This window comes from Pseudomonas sp. NFACC42-2, assembly GCF_900116055.1.
Lineage (GTDB): Bacteria > Pseudomonadota > Gammaproteobacteria > Pseudomonadales > Pseudomonadaceae > Aquipseudomonas > Aquipseudomonas marginalis.
In genome coordinates this window covers 168,881-185,922 of the sequence record NZ_FOZO01000005.1, presented here as the reverse complement: position 1 = coordinate 185,922, position 17,042 = coordinate 168,881, and the positions used below count along the sequence as shown (strand labels likewise).

14 protein-coding genes are annotated in these 17,042 nt (G+C 64.6%); 10 read left to right on the top strand and 4 right to left on the bottom strand.

All coding sequences use genetic code 11. The features are described 5' to 3' along the window. Nucleotides 1-10: 10 nt before the first annotated feature. From BM416_RS13275 to BM416_RS13265, 3 genes are all read left to right on the top strand, one after another. Nucleotides 11-1,486 (top strand): benzaldehyde dehydrogenase, encoded by a 1,476-nt coding sequence (locus tag BM416_RS13275; RefSeq protein WP_092488352.1) that lies wholly within the window; start codon nt 11-13, stop codon nt 1,484-1,486. Nucleotides 1,487-1,523: 37 nt separating this feature from the next. Then, nucleotides 1,524-2,291 (top strand): coniferyl-alcohol dehydrogenase, encoded by a 768-nt coding sequence (locus BM416_RS13270; protein ID WP_092488351.1) that lies wholly within the window; start codon nt 1,524-1,526, stop codon nt 2,289-2,291. Nucleotides 2,292-2,372: 81 nt separating this feature from the next. Further along, nucleotides 2,373-3,320: a SphA family protein gene (locus BM416_RS13265; protein ID WP_092488350.1), complete on the top strand. Its 948-nt coding sequence runs from the start codon at nt 2,373-2,375 to the stop codon at nt 3,318-3,320. On the opposite strand, the gene mhpT is transcribed toward BM416_RS13265, so the two are convergent. Further along, the gene (mhpT, locus tag BM416_RS13260; protein ID WP_065947035.1) at nt 3,298-4,506 is read right to left on the bottom strand and encodes a 3-(3-hydroxy-phenyl)propionate transporter MhpT; all 1,209 of its coding nucleotides are present in this window, start codon (nt 4,504-4,506) and stop codon (nt 3,298-3,300) included. The genes BM416_RS13265 and mhpT overlap by 23 nt on opposite strands. Before the next feature lie 307 nt (nt 4,507-4,813). On the opposite strand from mhpT, the gene BM416_RS13255 reads away from it, so the two are divergent. Continuing rightward, a complete protein-coding gene (locus BM416_RS13255) occupies nt 4,814-6,139 on the top strand; it encodes an OprD family porin (protein WP_175539059.1) in 1,326 nt (441 codons plus the stop codon). A gap of 6 nt (nt 6,140-6,145) precedes the next feature. On the opposite strand, the gene BM416_RS13250 is transcribed toward BM416_RS13255, so the two are convergent. Then, entirely contained in the window at nt 6,146-6,634 is a 489-nt protein-coding gene (locus tag BM416_RS13250; protein ID WP_092488348.1) for a MarR family winged helix-turn-helix transcriptional regulator, read from the bottom strand. Between the two features lie 214 nt (nt 6,635-6,848). Here BM416_RS13250 and BM416_RS13245 point away from each other — a divergent pair, with 214 nt between their 5' ends. From BM416_RS13245 to BM416_RS13220, 6 genes are all read left to right on the top strand, one after another. Further along, nucleotides 6,849-7,679, top strand: a complete 831-nt coding sequence (locus BM416_RS13245; RefSeq protein WP_010567568.1) for a p-hydroxycinnamoyl CoA hydratase/lyase — start codon at nt 6,849-6,851, stop codon at nt 7,677-7,679. Nucleotides 7,680-7,755: 76 nt separating this feature from the next. Continuing rightward, nucleotides 7,756-9,204 (top strand): aldehyde dehydrogenase, encoded by a 1,449-nt coding sequence (locus BM416_RS13240; RefSeq protein ID WP_092488347.1) that lies wholly within the window; start codon nt 7,756-7,758, stop codon nt 9,202-9,204. Between the two features lie 62 nt (nt 9,205-9,266). Further along, nucleotides 9,267-11,141: a feruloyl-CoA synthase gene (locus tag BM416_RS13235; protein ID WP_092488441.1), complete on the top strand. Its 1,875-nt coding sequence runs from the start codon at nt 9,267-9,269 to the stop codon at nt 11,139-11,141. Then, nucleotides 11,138-12,379 (top strand): thiolase family protein, encoded by a 1,242-nt coding sequence (locus BM416_RS13230; protein ID WP_092488346.1) that lies wholly within the window; start codon nt 11,138-11,140, stop codon nt 12,377-12,379. Before BM416_RS13235 ends, BM416_RS13230 begins: the two co-directional genes overlap by 4 nt. A 35-nt stretch (nt 12,380-12,414) precedes the next feature. Beyond that, entirely contained in the window at nt 12,415-14,139 is a 1,725-nt protein-coding gene (locus tag BM416_RS13225) for an acyl-CoA dehydrogenase (protein WP_092488345.1), read from the top strand. Nucleotides 14,140-14,206: 67 nt separating this feature from the next. Continuing rightward, complete coding sequence (locus BM416_RS13220; RefSeq protein WP_065939635.1) at nt 14,207-14,920, top strand: GntR family transcriptional regulator; 714 nt, start codon at nt 14,207-14,209, stop codon at nt 14,918-14,920. Between the two features lie 6 nt (nt 14,921-14,926). Here the strand turns inward: BM416_RS13220 and BM416_RS13215 are convergent, their stop codons facing one another. Both BM416_RS13215 and BM416_RS13210 read right to left on the bottom strand, forming a co-directional pair. Then, nucleotides 14,927-15,877: a PDR/VanB family oxidoreductase gene (locus BM416_RS13215; RefSeq protein WP_092488344.1), complete on the bottom strand. Its 951-nt coding sequence runs from the start codon at nt 15,875-15,877 to the stop codon at nt 14,927-14,929. Nucleotides 15,878-15,906: 29 nt separating this feature from the next. Then, on the bottom strand, nt 15,907-16,968 hold the full coding sequence (locus BM416_RS13210; protein WP_092488343.1) for an aromatic ring-hydroxylating oxygenase subunit alpha: 1,062 nt from the start codon (nt 16,966-16,968) through the stop codon (nt 15,907-15,909). Nucleotides 16,969-17,042: the final 74 nt, after the last annotated feature.

The following is a 17,042-nucleotide window of genomic DNA, read 5'->3' as shown; positions in this document are numbered from 1 at the left end:
GGGAGTTGCCATGTCAGTACCTGAAACCACCCACCTGCTACAACGGGCCATTGCGTCCGAATGCCTGTTCAACGGCGATTGGATACCCGCTTCGGGGTCTGTGATCGCGGTGATCGAACCCGCCACCGGCGAACCCCTGATGCGCAGCGCCATGGCCAACCCGGCCGACATCGCCGTCGCCTGCCGCAGCGCGGCCCTGGCCCAGCCGGCCTGGGCTGCACTCGGCCCACGGGAGCGCGCCGAGGTGTTTCGCAAGGCGGCGGACCTGGCCCAGCAGTCCTTTGCCGAACTGGCGCTGTACGTCGCGCGGGAAACCGGCGGCGCCTTGTTCAAGGGCGAGCACGAAGTGCGCGAAGCGATTGTGCTGCTGCATCAGGCGGCGGGGCTGTTGTCCCAACCCCACGGGCTGGTGCTGCCCAGTGCGGCCGGTCGCCTGTCCTATGCCCGGCGTCAGCCCCATGGCGTGGTCGGGGTGATTTCACCGTTCAATTTTCCGCTGGTGCTGTCGCTGCGCTCGGTGGCCCCGGCCCTGGCGGCGGGCAATGCGGTGGTGCTCAAGCCCGACCCGCAGACCCCGGTCAGCGGTGGTTTTCTGATCGCCCGGCTGTTCGAGGAGGCGGGCTTGCCCAAGGGCCTGCTGCAGGTGTTGCCCGGCGCCGCGCCGGCGGGTGAGGCGCTGTGCCGCGATCCGAATGTGCAGATGATTGCGTTCACCGGGTCGACGGCGGCGGGGCGCAAAGTCGCCGAAGTGGCCGGACGACACCTGAAAAAAGTCGCGCTGGAACTGGGCGGCAAAAACCCGCTGATCATTCTCGAAGACGCCGACCTCGACCTGGCCGCGAGCAATGCCGCCTGGGGCGCCTGGCTGCACCAGGGGCAAATCTGCATGGCCACCGGCTTGATTCTCGCCCATGAATCCATCGCCGAACGCCTCACGCGCAAGTTGGTGGACAAGGCCCGGGCGTTGACCGTGGGCAATGCCGCCCGCGGTGAAGCCGCGCTCGGCCCGTTGATCAACCAACGGCAATTGCAGCGCGTGCACGAGATCGTCAGCGACAGCCTGCAAGCGGGCGCGCGGTTGGAGGCGGGCGGCGAATACGACCAGTTGTTCTACCAGCCCACCGTGCTCAGTGGCGTGCGGCCAGGCATGCGTGCGTTTGAGGATGAAATCTTCGGGCCGGTGGCCACGGTGGTCAGTTTTGCCACCGACGAAGAGGCCATCGAGCTGGCCAACCGCACCGAGTATGGCCTCTCGGCCGCGATCATCTCGCCTTCGGTCGGGCGTGCCATGGCCATCGGCGAGCGGCTTGACTGCGGCCTGCTGCACATCAATGACCAGACCGTCGCCGACGAATGCATCAACCCCTTTGGTGGGCGCGGCGCTTCCGGTAATGGCGGCAGCGTAGGCGGGCCGGCCGACTGGGACGAGTACAGCCAGTGGCAATGGGTCACGGTGAAGAACACTGCGCCTGCCTATCCGTTTTGATCCACCTATGCCTATACAAAAACAAGAGGGCTTGAACATGAACCTGCACAACAAAACCCTGGTCGTCACCGGCGTCGCCTCCGGCATTGGCGCCGAGCTGGCGCGGCTCGCGCGCTTCCAGGGCGCCACGGTGATCGGCGTTGATCGCCATGCACCGCAACTGAGCCTGGATGGCTTCTTCCAGGCTGACCTGGGCGATCCGGCCAGCATCGATGCCCTGGTGGCACGCCTGCCGGCGCGGGTCGATGGGCTGTGCAACATCGCCGGCGTGCCCGGCACGGCGCCCGTGCAGGCGGTGGCCACGGTCAATTACCTGGGGTTGCGGCACCTGACTCAAGCGCTGCTGCCACGCATGGCGGCGGGCGGCAGCATCGTCAATGTCGCTTCGGTGCTCGGTGCGCAGTGGCCGCAACGCCTGGAGCTGCACAAGGCCCTGGCCGTGACGCAAAGCTTCGAGGCCGGGCAGCAATGGCTGGCGGCCAATCCGGTGGAGCAGGCCAGCTGTTATCAGTACTTCAAGGAGGCGCTGATCGTGTGGAGCTTCCAGCAATCCCAGGCCTGGTTTCGCGATCACGCGGTGCGTATCAACTGCGTGGCGCCGGGGCCGGTGTTTACCCCGATTCTCGACGATTTTGTCAGCATGCTCGGGCCGGAGCGGGTGGCCGCGGACAGCCAGCGCATGACCCGTCCGGCCCTGGCCGATGAGGTGGCGGCGGTGATTGCCTTCCTCTGCTCGGACGCCGCGCGCTGGGTCAACGGGGTCAATCTGCCGGTCGACGGTGGGTTGGCCGCCACCTACGTGTAGGGGTTGCAACGGCGGTAAACCCCGGTGCGGATCCACCGTGCCGGGGGTCTTGAACAACAACAAAAATACAGGACATACAAGATGCTCAAGCCTATCTTGCGGGCGGCTGCGGCCGGGACCTTTATCGCACTGTCATCGACTGCACATGCTTACGACTTGCCCGGCCTCAACCTGGGCAGCACCAGTTTCTACGACGGCTCACCGGCACCCGCCGGCCCTGGCTGGTACCTGGAGGAATACCTGACGTATTCCCGGGCGAGCCGCTTCAATGATGCCAACGGCCACAAGCTGGCACTGCCCAACCAGGACGTGGAAGTGGTGGCGCCCACCACGCAGATCATCTACCTCGGCCAACCCTTGGCGAATGGCGCGATGCCCGGATTCACCCTGATCAACACCTCCCTGGCCCACGTGGATGTCGACGACGGGTTGAACAATGCGGCCCTGAGTTCTCGCGCCGGCTTTGGTGATGTGATTGTGGGGCCCTTCCTGCAACTGCCGACCCTGAGCCGCGCCGATGGCAGCCCGCTGTTGACCCAACGTATCGAAGCCGATATCTCGGTGCCGGTGGGCGCCTATGACCGCAAGCGCTCGATCAACCCAGGCAGTAATTTCTGGTCATTCAACCCGTATTACGCGGCGACGTACTGGTTCAGCCCGAAGTGGTCGACGAGCGGGCGGTTCATGTACCTGTGGAATGGCAAGAACGATGATCCGCAGGCAGGCTTCGGGGATGTTTCCGATACCCAGGCCGGCCAGGCGTTGCATGCCAACCTGACCCTGCAATATGCCGTGAGCCAGCAACTGAGCGTGGGGCTGAACGGCTACTGGTTGAAGCAGATCACCGACACCCAGGTCGATGGGCACGCCGTGAGCGGGCGTCGGGAGAAGGTCTGGGCCATTGGCCCAGGCCTGGTCTACGGGTTCAGCAAGGAAGACGTGCTATCGGTAAATGCCTACTTCGAGCAGCAGGCGGAGAACCGCACGCAGGGCAACAAACTGGTGCTCAATTGGCTGCATAAGTTCTAGTGGGCGCCGTACGCACCATCACGCTGATGATGGTCAGTGCGGCAATCACCACCCCGGGGGAGGTCGCCAGCAGTACCCCGGCGGTGCCGGCGCCGGCGGCGAGCAGTTGCCCGGCCGCCAGCGGCCCGGCCACCGAACCCAGGCGGCCGACGGCCACCGCGGCACCGACACCGGTGGCGCGCACCGAGGTCGGGTAGGAGGGCGGTGCCGATGCATACAGCACCAACTGCGCGGCCATGACGAACAGGCCTGCGGCAAAACCGGCGATGGCCATGGGCACGATGCCCACCGACAACCCGACCCCGGCCAACGCTGCGAGCAATCCGGCATACACGCCCAGCACCACTTTGACCGCATTGCAGCGGTCCAGCAGCACGCCGCCGAGCAGCGAACCGAGGGCGCCGCCGATATTGAAGAGCATCTGCACCATGCCTGCCTGGGGCTTGCTGAAACCTTGCTCCAGCAACAGCGACGGCAGCCAGTTAAGCAGCATGTACATCACGGTCAGGGTGAAGAAATAGCTGAGCCACAAGGCCAGTGTGGTGCGGGCGCGACCTTCGCCGAACAGCGCCTGGCCGGTAGAAGGGCGGGCGCCGTGCGGAGTGTCGCGCTGTTGGCGAAAGGCGCTGGACTCCGGCAGCAGCAGGATCATCAACGGTACGGCGAGCAACGGCGCCAGGCCACCGATGATAAAGGTGGTCTGCCAGTGCTCACTGGAAAACATCGCCACCACCGCGGCCAATGCGCCACCCAGCGGCACCCCGCAGTACATCACGCTGATGGCCGTGCCCCGGTTGCGTTCGCTCACCGCTTCGGCGCACAGCGCGATCAGGTTGGGCAGTGCGGCGCCCAGGCCCAGGCCGGTGAGAAAGCGCACCAGCAACAGGCTGGCGTAGCTGTCGACAAACGCGGTGCTCAGGGAAAACAGCCCGAACAGCAGCACGGCGCCCACCAGGATTTTCTTGCGCCCGATGCGGTCGGCGACCCAGCCGCCGAAGAATGCCCCTGGCAGCAGGCCGATGATGCCGACGCTGAACACCCAGCCGAGCATCTTCGGATCCAGGGCGAACGTTTGACGTAAGCCGGCGGCGGCAGTGCCGGCGGCCTGCAGATCGAACCCTTCGATCAGCGCAACGATAAAGCACAACGCAATAGTCAGCGTCGAACGACGCGATGGACTGTCCATGGGCAAACCTCATTGTTGTTTTTGTTGTGGGACGAGCGCGAGTGGCTGCTGGTGATTAAGATAACAAAGATAACTAAAAAATGAATCGTGGATTAATCTGCCCATAAAACATGAATAAATCCATGTAATTCATATGGTTGTGATGTTGATCCATATGCAACTAAAAAATAGATAGGTTTATTAATGTTCGATTATCGCTCAGTTGCGGTTGACGGGCACCGTCGGCTGTTTCCATTCTTGGCTCGCGAAGCCGACCGGGCCGAGCGTGTGCCACCCCAAAAACAACAACAAAAAATGGACATCGAACATGCCAGAACTCCCTATGGAGCACGCCGTTGCAGCGGCGCCCGTCGCCTGTGTGTCGAACAATACCCCACGCCTGCTCATGGCATGTCTGGCCTTGAGCGTGCTGCCCACTTCGCTGTGGGCCGCAGGCTTTATCGACGACAGCCACGGCACCTTGACCTTGCGCAATTACTACCTGGACCGCGACTACAAGGACGACGGGGCGAAGACCGCCGCGCGGGAATGGGCCCAGGCGTTCATCCTCAACCTTGAATCGGGCTACACCCCAGGTCCCGTGGGCTTCGGCCTGGATGTGCGCGGGTTGATGGGGGTCAAGCTCGACTCGTCGCCGGACCGCAGCGGCACCGAGTTGCTGCCGGTGTCGGCCAGCGACAAGCGCGCCGCCGATGAGTACTCGCGCCTGGCGCCCACCGCCAAGCTGCGGTTTGCGCAAACCACGGTGAAGGCCGGCGATGTGTCGATCTTCCTGCCGTTCGCCTTTGCCAGCCCGTCGCGCCTGCTGCCGCAAACCTTTCGCGGCACCACCTTGAGCTCCAAGGACATCGAGGGCCTGACCCTTAACACCGGCTACATCGACCGCATCAACAAGCGCGACTCCACCGACTACCAGGCCATGACCATCGCCTCGCCCAACCGGCGATTCAACGCCACCGCCACCACGTCGCACCTGGCGTATGTGGGCGGTGACTATCAGGTCAACAAAGACCTCAGCCTGCGCGTCTATCACTCCCAGGTCGCGGACCTCTACCAGCAGGACACCCTGGCGCTGCTGCACAACCTGCCGTTGGGCGAGGGTGTGTTCACCAGCGACCTGCGCAGTTTTTTCAGCCGCGAGGACGGCAGTGCCAAGGCGGGCAACGTGGATAACCGCAACCTTTCAGCCCTGTTCGGCTACCGCCTCGGCGGCCATCGCGTCAGTCTTGGCTACATGCACTCAAGCGGGGAGACGGCCACACCCTATATCTCCGGCACCGAGTTGATGGGCATGAGCGAACTGACCATGAGCTCGGACTTTCTCAACGCCAAGGAGCGCACCTGGCAGGCCATCTACGACTATGACTTCGCTGCGGCGGGTGTGCCGGGGTTGAAGACTCGGCTGCGCTATGTGCGCGGCGACAATATCGAACTGGCCGCTTTCAATGCCGAGGACCGCAAGGAGCGCGAGTTCCAGATGGAGCTGGGGTATGTGATCCAGGACGGCCCGCTGAAGAACGTCGGGTTCATGGCGCGCAAGTCGATCTACCGCAATGACTTCCCGAGCGGCGCGGCCTTTCGCGATGAAAACCAGACCCGTTTCCTGGTGCTCTACACCGTGGCGCTCTGGTAAGCCGAATTAATCCTGATAAACCTTCTTCAGCAGGCGCAGCAGCTCTTCGCGTTCCTGGGCGTCAAGGGCGGCCGTGGCGTCCAGGTCACTCTGGGCGGCGATGGCCTTGAGTTCCTTGAGCAGGGTTTCGCCGCTCTTGCTGAGGAAGATCCCGTAGGAGCGCTTGTCCGGCTTGCAGCGCACCCGCACGGCGAGGGCGCGGCTTTCCAGCTTGTTCAGCAACGGCACTACTTGGGGCGGCTCGATGGCCAGGGCGCGGGCCAGATCGGCCTGCATCAGCCCGGGGTTCTGCTCGATGATTGCCAGGGCGGAGAACTGTGCGGGGCGCAGGTCGTGGTCCGACAGCCGGCCGATCAGGTTCTGGAACAACTTGAGCTGGGCGCGGCGCATGGCGTAGCCGATCAGATCGTCCAGGGCTGAATCCAGCGGCGGCCGTACCTCGTCGTGGTCGGGCAGGGCCTGGCTGGCGGCGGCGATGGTGGAAGGCTTGGCCATTGGCAGTGTAATCCTCAGAAGGTGGAGGTTAAGAAGGCTATCTAGTTTGCCGGGGTTGGCGCGCCATGGCTATGCCGGCTTTTCACAACGCCTGGAAAACACAGGTTTCCTCGCGTAAAAATATTGGTTATCCAGATTAATAGTTAATTGACATAACTATATTTGCGGTTTAATTTCGAATCATCTTCAAACCCCAGAACAAGAGCGTACCGCCATGAGCAATTACGAAGGCCGTTGGACCACCGTCAAGGTTGAGATCGAAGAAGGCATCGCCTGGGTCATTCTCAATCGTCCGGAAAAACGCAACGCCATGAGCCCGACCCTGAACCGGGAAATGATCGACGTCCTCGAAACCCTCGAGCAGGACCCTGCCGCTGGCGTGCTGGTGCTGACCGGCGCCGGCGAAGCCTGGACCGCCGGCATGGACCTCAAGGAATACTTTCGCGAGGTGGACGCCGGCCCGGAAATCCTCCAGGAAAAAATCCGCCGCGAAGCCTCGCAATGGCAATGGAAACTGCTGCGCATGTACGCCAAGCCGACCATCGCCATGGTCAATGGCTGGTGCTTCGGCGGTGGTTTCAGCCCGCTGGTGGCCTGTGACCTGGCGATCTGTGCGGACGAAGCGACCTTTGGCCTTTCGGAAATCAACTGGGGCATCCCGCCGGGCAACCTGGTGAGCAAGGCCATGGCCGACACCGTGGGCCATCGCCAATCGCTGTACTACATCATGACCGGCAAGACCTTTGGCGGGCAGAAAGCCGCCGAAATGGGCCTGGTCAACGAAAGCGTGCCGCTGGCTCAACTGCGTGAAGTGACCATCGAACTGGCGCGCAACCTGCTGGAGAAAAACCCGGTGGTGCTGCGTGCCGCCAAGCATGGCTTCAAGCGCTGCCGCGAATTGACCTGGGAGCAGAACGAGGATTACCTCTACGCCAAGCTCGATCAGTCGCGCCTGCTCGACACCGAAGGCGGTCGCGAGCAGGGCATGAAGCAGTTCCTCGACGACAAGAGCATCAAGCCTGGCCTGCAGGCGTATAAACGCTGAAGGGCGCGGCCGCCTGGCCGCGCCGTTGTACCCTGCTTGAACGTATTCCCGATAAAGACAATAAAGAGGAATCACCATGCTGGACGTGCCCCTGTTGATCGGCGGCCAGTCGTGCCCCGCCCGTGACGGTCGAACTTTCGAGCGCCGCAACCCGGTGACCGGTGAAGTGGTCTCGCGGGTGGCCGCCGCCACCCTGGAAGATGCCGACGCCGCCGTCGCCGCTGCCCACGCCGCGTTCCCCGCATGGGCGGCGCTGGCGCCCAACGAACGCCGCACCCGCTTGCTCAACGCAGCCGAGCAATTGCAGGCGCGCAGCGCCGAATTCATTGCCGCCGCCGGCGAGACCGGCGCCATGGCCAACTGGTATGGCTTCAACGTGCGGCTGGCGGCCAATATGCTGCGCGAAGCGGCGTCGATGACCACCCAGATCACCGGTGAAGTGATCCCCTCCGATGTCCCCGGCAGTTTCGCCATGGCCTTGCGCCAGCCTTGCGGCGTGGTGCTGGGTATCGCGCCGTGGAATGCCCCGGTGATCCTCGCCACCCGCGCCATCGCCATGCCGTTGGTCTGCGGCAATACCGTGGTGCTCAAGGCCTCGGAGTTGAGCCCGGCGGTGCACCGCCTGATCGGCCAGGTGTTGCAGGACGCCGGCCTGGGCGATGGCGTGGTCAATGTCATCAGCAATGCCCCGGCGGATGCCGCTGCGATTGTCGAGCGGCTGATCGCCAACCCGGCCGTGCGCCGGGTCAACTTCACCGGCTCGACCCATGTGGGGCGGATTGTCGGCGAACTCTCGGCGCGTCACCTCAAGCCGGCCTTGCTGGAACTGGGCGGCAAGGCGCCGTTGCTGGTGCTCGACGACGCCGACCTCGACGCGGCGGTGGCAGCGGCAGCCTTTGGCGCCTATTTCAACCAGGGCCAGATTTGCATGTCCACCGAGCGCCTGATTGTCGATGCCAAGGTCGCCGATGCCTTCACCGCCAAGCTGGCGGCCAAGGTCGCGACCCTGCGCGCGGGCGATCCCGTGGCGGCGGATTCGGTCCTGGGTTCCCTGGTAGACGCCGGCGCCGGCACACGCATCAAGGCCCTGATCGACGATGCCCTCGCCAAGGGCGCGCGGCTGGTGGTGGGTGGCCAACTGGACGGCAGCATCCTGCAGCCGACCCTGATCGATGGCGTCACCGAGCATATGCGCCTGTACCGCGAAGAGTCCTTCGGTCCGGTGGCGGTACTGCTGCGCGGCGACGGTGATGAGGCGTTACTGCGCCTGGCCAACGACTCCGAGTTCGGCCTCTCGGCGGCGATCTTCAGCCGTGACACCGGACGTGCCCTGGCCCTGGCCCAGCGGGTCGAGTCGGGCATTTGCCATATCAACGGCCCGACCGTGCATGACGAGGCGCAGATGCCGTTTGGCGGGGTCAAGTCCAGCGGCTACGGCAGCTTTGGCGGCAAGGCCTCGATCGAGCACTTCACGCAATTGCGCTGGGTGACCTTGCAGAACGGGCCACGGCATTACCCGATCTGAGCAGGCGTCGCGACATAACAATAACAAGGCGGCATTGATCCGCCTTGCTGGAGGACACCCTTGTGAGTTCCGAATTCAGACCGCAACCCCAGCCCGCACCGCGATACCGCGAGGTCTCCATCGGCCACGCAGCGGTGGCGATCACTGAAGAACACGGCGTGCTGCATATGCGCTCCCTCGAGCCCCTGGCCGAGTTGCCGGCGCGCTTGCTCGATCGCCTGGTGCATTGGGCCCAGGTGCGCCCCGAGCAGACGTTTATCGCCGCACGCCAGGCCGGCGGTGATTGGCGCCGGGTCAGTTACCGCGAGATGCTCGACAGCGTGCGTGCGATTGCCCAGGGCCTGTTGAGTTACGGGTTGTCGGCGGATAAGCCGCTGGCCTTGCTGTCGGGCAACGATATCGAGCATTTGCAGGTCGCCCTCGGCGCGATGTACGCCGGTATTCCCTACTGCCCGGTGTCGCCGGCATATTCGTTGTTGTCCCAGGATTTCGCCAAGCTGCGGCATGTGTGCGACCTGCTGCAACCGGGGCTGGTGTTCGTCAGCGATGGGGCCGCTTACCAGCGTGCCATCGACGCCGTCCTGCCGGCCGAGACGCCGCTGATCAGCGTGCGCGGCCAGGTGCCTGGGCGCACTCAGGCCAGCTTCGCCAGCCTGCTGCAAACGCCGGGCGGCGCCGAGGCCGACGCGGCGTTTCAGGCCACCGGCCCGGACAGCATCGCCAAGTTCCTGTTCACCTCGGGTTCGACCAAGTTGCCCAAGGCGGTGATCACCACCCAGCGCATGCTCTGTGCCAACCAGCAAATGCTGTTGCAGACGTTCCCGGTGTTCGGTGAGGAACCGCCGGTGCTGGTGGACTGGCTGCCGTGGAACCACACCTTCGGTGGCAGCCATAACGTCGGCATCGTGCTCTACAACGGCGGCACCTTTTACCTCGACGACGGCAAGCCCACGGTCCAGGGCTTTGCCGAGACCCTGCGCAACCTCAAGGAGGTTTCGCCCACGGCCTATTTGACGGTGCCCAAGGGCTGGGAAGAATTGGTCAACGCCCTGGAACAGGACGCCGCGTTGCGCGAACGTTTTTTTGCGCGGATGAAACTGTTCTTCTTCGCCGCCGCCGGCCTGTCGCAAAGTATCTGGGATCGCCTCGACCGCGTGGCGGAACAGCACTGCGGTGAGCGCATCCGCATGATGGCCGGGCTGGGCATGACCGAAGCCGCGCCGTCCTGCACCTTCACCACCGGGCCGTTGTCCATGGCCGGCTATATCGGCTTGCCTGCGCCCGGCTGCGAGGTGCGCCTGGTGCCGTTGGACGGCAAGTTCGAAGGGCGCTTTCGCGGGCCGCACATCATGCCGGGGTACTGGCGGGCGCCGGAGCAAACCGCCGAGGTGTTCGACGAACAGGGTTTCTACTGTTCAGGTGACGCGATCAAGCTCGCCGACCCGCACCAGCCGCAACTGGGGCTGATGTTCGACGGGCGCATCGCCGAGGATTTCAAGTTGTCTTCCGGGGTGTTTGTCAGTGTCGGCCCGTTGCGCAATCGCGCGGTGCTCGACGGCTCCCCCTATGTGCAGGACCTGGTGATTGCCGCGCCGGACCGCGAATGCCTGGGCGCCCTGGTATTCCCCCGGCTCTACGAGTGCCGTCGGCTGGCCGGCTTGAGCGCCGACGCCAGCGACGCCGAGGTGCTGGCCAGCGCGCCGGTACGCCAGTGGTTCGGCGACTGGTTGCAGCGCCTCAACCGCGAGGCCACCGGCAATGCCAGTCGCCTGGAATGGATTGCCCTGCTCGACGAGCCGGCGTCCATCGACCGTGGGGAAATCACCGACAAAGGCTCGATCAACCAGCGCGCCGTGCTGCAATGGCGCGCGGCCAGGGTCGAGGCGCTGTATCGCGGTGAAGACCCTGCGATCCTGCGCGCCGGGCCCAAGCCTTGAACAGCGTCGGGCAGTATTCGGCGTTTGCCGATGCAGCGATTTTCGCGGCGGTGCGCACGCCGTGGGTCGACCTTGGCGGCGCACTGTCCCAGGTGTCGCCCATCGACCTGGGGATCAAGGTGGGCCGCGAAGTGCTGGCCCGGGCCGGCATCGCCCCCCTGGCGGTGGACAGCGTATTGGCCGGTTCCATGGCCCAGGCCAGTTTCGATGCCTACTTGCTGCCCCGGCATATCGGCCTGTACAGCGGGGTGGCGCAAGCGGTCCCGGCACTGGGGGTGCAGCGCATCTGCGCCACCGGTTTCGAGCTGCTGCGCCAGGCCGCTGAACAACTGCGCGACGAGGTGCAACTGGCGCTGTGCGTGGCCAGCGAGTCCATGTCGCGCAACCCGATTGCGGCCTACACCCATCGGGATGGGTTTCGCCTCGGCGGCGAGGTGCAATTCAAGGATTTTCTCTGGGAGGCCCTGTACGATCCGGCCCCCGGCCTGGACATGATCGCCACCGCCGACAACCTGGCGCGCCGTTATGGCCTCAGCCGCAAGGCCGTGGACCGCTACGCCTGCGACAGCCATCAGCGTGGCTTGCAGGCGCAACGTGAGGGCGCGTGGGCGGAAGAAATCGTCACGGTCGATAACCAGGTGTTCGAGCTTGAGGGGTACCAGCCCAGAGGCATCAGCCTCGCGCGCCGGGCCAGTGCCGTCAGCGCCGACAGCCACCCACGTCCTACCGACCTTGAGGCTCTGACGCGCTTGCGCGCCGTGCATCCAGGCGGCGTGCAAACCGCCGGCAACAGTTGCGCGGTGGTCGATGGCGCGGCGGCGGCTTTGGTGGGGCGTGCCTCGGCCTGCACGCGTCCGGCCCTGGCGCGGCTGCTGGCCAGCGCGGTGGTCGGCGTGGCCCCCGAGTTCATGGGCATCGGCCCGGCACCGGCGATCCGCCTGCTGCTGCAACGCAGCGGCTTGAACCTGGGCGACATCGGCCGCTTCGAGATCAACGAAGCCCAGGCCGCTCAAGTGTTGGCGGTGGCCCAGGAACTGGAGCTGGACAGCACCCGCCTCAACGTCGAGGGCGGCTCGCTTGCCCTGGGGCATCCCCTGGCCGCCACCGGCCTGCGCCTGGTGATGACCCTGGCCCGACAGCTGCGCCAGCACAACTTGCGCTACGGGATTGCCGCGGCGTGCGTGGGTGGCGGGCAGGGCATGGCGTTGCTGATCGAGAACCCTGCCTACCGGGCTTGAAGCGCACGATTCTTTTTTGTCGATGAGGTGTTCCGATGTGGAGCTATGAGGCGCCCCTGCGCGATATGCAATTTGTCCTGGAGCATTGGCTGCAGGCGCCCACTGCATGGCAGGCCTTGGACCTGCCCCTGGCAATGCAGGTGCTGGAGGAGGCCGCACGCTTCAGTCAGGGCGTGCTGGCGCCGCTGAACAGTCACGGTGATCGTCAGGGCTGCCGTTGGCAGGCGGGGCAGGTCAGCACTCCGGATGGTTTTGTCGAGGCTTACCAGGCCTATGTGGACGGTGGCTGGCCAGGGCTGGCGTGCGCCGAGGCAGTGGGCGGACAGGGCTTGCCGCAACTGCTCGACGCGGCGCTGCAAGAGATGCTCTACGCCAGCAACCACGCCTGGGCCATGTACACCGGCATCGCCCACGGCGCCTACCTGTGCCTCAAGACCCACGCCGCCCCGTGGTTGCAGGCACGCTACCTGCCCGACATCGTCAGTGGCCAGGCCTTACCCACCATGTGCCTCACCGAGTCCCAGGCCGGCAGTGATGTCGGCTTGCTGCGTTGTCGCGCGCAACCCCAGGCGGATGGCAGTTATCGCCTCAGCGGCAGCAAGCTGTTTATCTCCGGCGGCGAGCATGACCTCACGGCGAATATCCTGCACCTGGTGCTGGCGCGCCTGCCCGATGCGCCGCCGGGCAGCCGTGGCATTTCACTGTTCCTGGTGCCCAAGCAACTGGACGATGGCCAGGCCAATGGCGTGCACTGCGACGGCATCGAACACAAGATGGGCATCAAGGGCAGCGCCACCTGTTCCTTGGTGTTCGACGCCGCCCAGGGCTGGCTGATCGGCGAGGCCAATCGCGGCCTGGCGGCGATGTTCGTGATGATGAATTCGGCACGCCTGCATGTGGGCCTGCAAGGCCTGGGGCATGTCGAGGCGGCCTGGCAGAACGCCCGCCAGTACGCCGCCGAACGCTTGCAGATGCGCGCACCGTCAAGGCCTGAAGAGGTGGTGGCCCAGGCGGCTGACCCGATCCGTTATCACCCGGCCATGCGCCGCGTGTTGTTGGAGCTGCGTACCACCAGCGAAGGCATGCGCGCCATCGGCTACTGGGCCGCCCATTTGCTGGATCAGGCCGAGCATGACCAGGACTCGTCGGCCGCCCGGTTGGCGCCGTTGCTGACCCCCATCATCAAGGCGTTTTTCACCGAACAGGGCTTTCGCCAGGCCAGCCATGGGCTGCAGGTGTTCGGCGGTTATGGCTATGTCACCGAGTTCGCCATCGAGCAAACCCTGCGGGACAGCCGCATCGCGATGATCTACGAGGGCAGTAACGAGATCCAGGCCAATGACCTGTTGCTGCGCAAGGTGCTGGGGGATGACGGCCGAGCCTTTGGCCTGCTGCTGGCCGAGTTGCGCGCCGAGGCCGGGCAGGGCGCGCAGTATGAGGAATGCGCAGGCTTTTCCGCTGCGTTGGCCAGCCTGTGCGACACGTTGGCCCGTGTGGTGAGCGCCATACGTGAACGCGCGCATGAAGACAGTGAATACCCCTATCGGGCAGCGCCGGACTTTCTCCAACTCTGTGGCGTCGCGTTGCTGGCCTTTGCCTGGGCGCGGGCCGCGCGGGTCTCCAGGGCACTGCCCGACGATCACCCCTTGCGTGCCGCCAAGCTGCAAAGCGCCGGGTTCTTTTTCGATTACCTGCCCTCGCGGCTGGCGCAGCACCTGGGCGCCATAGACGGGGCACGGGCAGCGCTGGCGTTCATCTGACGCGGCCAGGTGCTTGCGGTACTACTTGCGGTACCATGGCGGCCCACGTTTTCTGGAAGTTGCCTGGATGAGTAAACCCGGTCAATTGGTGCTGGTTGCACTGCGCAAGATGATTGCCAGCGGGGAGTTGGCGGCGGGCGAGCGGCTGATGGAGATTCCCACGGCGCAGCTGTTCGGCGTGTCGCGCATGCCGGTGCGCATGGCCTTTCGTACCCTTGAGCAGGAAGGACTGCTGGTGCCGTTTGGCGGGCGCGGCTATCAGGTGCGTTCGGTCAGCCCCAGCGACATTGCCGGCGCCGTCGAAGTGCGCGGCGTGCTTGAGGGCCTGGCAGCGCGTCAGACCGCCGAGCTTGGTTTATCCGATGCGGCACGTGCGGCGCTGGAGCGCTGCCTGGTGGAAGGCGATCAACTGTTCGAAAAGGGCTACGTGACCGAGGATGACCTTGAGGTCTATCACGACCTGAACATGCGCTTTCACCAGGTCATCGTCGAAGGCAGCCACAACCCGGCGATCGCCGACGCGCTGGCCCGCAATGATCACCTGCCGTTCGCCTCGGTGACGGCGCTGGCGGTGGATCGCGAGGACATGGCCCGCGAGTACCGACGCTTCAACTATGCCCACATGCAGCATCACTCGGTCTTCGACGCCCTGGTCAATCGCCAGGGCGCGCGGGCCGAAGCCATCATGCGCGAACACGCCAACGCGACGTTGCGCTATGCCGAGATCTTCAGCTCAGCCACCGCCGCCGCGCGCATGAAGGTGATTTTGCCCGCGTCGTGACACCTGTCAGATATCGAGCACCAGCAACGGGGTCTTCGCGCGTGAACAGCAGGGCGTGAACTGGTCATTCAGGGCCTGTTCCTGCTCGGTGAGGAACAGGTCGCGGTGCTCCGGTATGCCCTCCAGCACACGGGTCAGGCAGGTGCCGCAAATCCCCTGTTCGCAGGACACGGCAATCTCTATGCCGTGGCTTTCCAGGACCTGGACCACGGTCTTGTCGGCGGGAATTTCAAAGACCTGGCCGCTGCTGCCGAGCTTTACCGAAAAGCCGCCGTCGAGGCTGCTGTCCACCGGTGCCGCGCTGAAGTATTCGCGGTGCAGGCAGTCTTCCTGCCAGCCCTGCGCGCGTGCGCTGTCGAGCACATGCTGCATGAACCCGCCGGGGCCGCAGACATACAGGTGCACGTCGTCTGCGGGCGCCGCCAGTACCTGGGCAGCATTCAAGGCCGTGTGCGGCTGCTCATCGAAATGCAGGAACACCCGCGCGGCAAACGGCGACGCCTTGAGCCGCTGCACAAACGCCGCACGCTCACTGGCGCGGGCGCAGTAATGCAGTTCGAAGTCGGCACCCACATGGGCCAGGCGCTCGGCCATGCACAGGATCGGGGTGATGCCGATGCCGCCGGCAAACAGCAGGCTGCGTCGCGCGTTGTCGGCCAGGGGAAACAGGTTGCGTGGTTCGCTGATGGTCAGGCGGGCGCCCTCGTGAACCTGCTCGTGCAGGCTGCGCGAGCCGCCCCGGGACGCCGGGTCCTTGAGCACGCCGATCAGGTAGCGATGACGTTCTTCGGGGTGATTGCACAGGGAATATTGCCGGATCACCCCATCGGGCAGGTGCACGTCAATATGCGCGCCGGCACTGAAGGCCGGCAGCGGCTGGCCATCGACACTGGCCAGTTCATAGCTGCAAATGTCCTGGGCTTCGTTGTTACGGGATACCACCACCACATCGATCATGTTCAGTCCTCGCAAAGTTGTCGCGCTGTTCAGGCGGTGGTGGTGGCGATCAGTTGCGGTTCGAGGGCGCGTTCCTTGGCAATCAGTCGCTCCAGGATCTTGCGCGATTGCACGCCACCCGCGTCGATATTCAACTTGAGCAGGTTGCGTTGCGGGTGGGCCAGCAGGTTCTGTTGCTGGCGTTCGAGCATCTCCAGGTCCTCGCTGAAAATCTTGCCCTGGCCCTCGCGAATGCTTGCGGTCAGTGCCTCATCGTGGGGGTTGAAGTTGCGCGCCATGCCCCAGAAGTACCAGATCGAGGTGTCGGTTTGCGGGGTGATGAAGTCGACCACGATGCTCGCGGCCTTGTGTTCGGGGGCGGCGTTATAGCCACCTTTGCCGGCGTGGGCCACGCCGACTTCGATCAGCACATGGCTGGGCGGGGTGAAGCGGCAGATCTGCCAGCGGTCCACCGGCACGTCATCGGCGAGATTATTACCGCGCAGGGCCATGCGCCAGAACGGCGGGGCCATGATGTTTTCCATGTGCCGGGCGGTGACCACTTCATCGCCGTCCACCGTGGTCACGGGCGGTGCCTCGTCGATTTCCTTCTGGCCGATGCTGGAGGAGTGCACATAGGTTTCGTGGGTCAGGTCCATCAGGTTGTCGATCATCAGGCGGTAGTCGCACTGGATGTCAAACAGCCCGCCGCCATAGGCCCACTGGTCACTCACGGCCCATTCCAGGTGGTGGATCAGCGCCGGGTCGGCCTGGGCCTGATCGCCGGGCCACACCCAGATGAAGCCGTAGCGCTCAACGGCGGCAAAGGTCTTGTTGCACGGAAAACCACGTACCCGCTGGCCGGGCATTTCCACGGTCTTGCCGTCGCCGCCCATGACCAGGCCGTGATAGCCGCAGACGAGGTTGCCGTTCTCGACATACCCCAGTGAAAGCGGCGCGCCGCGATGGGGGCAGAAGTCCTCGACCGCCACCACGGCGCCTTCCTGGCCACGATAAAACACCATCTTTTCGCCGCAGATCTGTCGACCCAGGGGCTTGTGTGCGATTTCATCGGGGGTGCAGGCGACATACCAAGTGTTCTTGGGGTACATGATGACTCTCCAGGCGGCGGATTGTTTTTATTTAATGGATCCATTAAATGGCTGGCCTGATGGAGAGTCAATCT

Bases quoted from the DNA above. Each gene is read 5' to 3' on its own strand.
- mhpT (WP_065947035.1), bottom strand. From the start codon at position 4,506: ATGGACAGTCCATCGCGTCGTTCGACGCTGACTATTGCGTTGTGCTTT.
- BM416_RS13240 (WP_092488347.1), top strand. From the start codon at position 7,756: ATGCTGGACGTGCCCCTGTTGATCGGCGGCCAGTCGTGCCCCGCCCGT.
- BM416_RS13215 (WP_092488344.1), bottom strand. From the start codon at position 15,877: ATGATCGATGTGGTGGTGGTATCCCGTAACAACGAAGCCCAGGACATT.
- BM416_RS13255 (WP_175539059.1), top strand. From the start codon at position 4,814: ATGCCAGAACTCCCTATGGAGCACGCCGTTGCAGCGGCGCCCGTCGCC.
- BM416_RS13225 (WP_092488345.1), top strand. From the start codon at position 12,415: ATGTGGAGCTATGAGGCGCCCCTGCGCGATATGCAATTTGTCCTGGAG.
- BM416_RS13250 (WP_092488348.1), bottom strand. From the start codon at position 6,634: ATGGCCAAGCCTTCCACCATCGCCGCCGCCAGCCAGGCCCTGCCCGAC.
- BM416_RS13245 (WP_010567568.1), top strand. From the start codon at position 6,849: ATGAGCAATTACGAAGGCCGTTGGACCACCGTCAAGGTTGAGATCGAA.
- BM416_RS13275 (WP_092488352.1), top strand. From the start codon at position 11: ATGTCAGTACCTGAAACCACCCACCTGCTACAACGGGCCATTGCGTCC.
- BM416_RS13265 (WP_092488350.1), top strand. From the start codon at position 2,373: ATGCTCAAGCCTATCTTGCGGGCGGCTGCGGCCGGGACCTTTATCGCA.
- BM416_RS13210 (WP_092488343.1), bottom strand. From the start codon at position 16,968: ATGTACCCCAAGAACACTTGGTATGTCGCCTGCACCCCCGATGAAATC.
- BM416_RS13220 (WP_065939635.1), top strand. From the start codon at position 14,207: ATGAGTAAACCCGGTCAATTGGTGCTGGTTGCACTGCGCAAGATGATT.
- BM416_RS13270 (WP_092488351.1), top strand. From the start codon at position 1,524: ATGAACCTGCACAACAAAACCCTGGTCGTCACCGGCGTCGCCTCCGGC.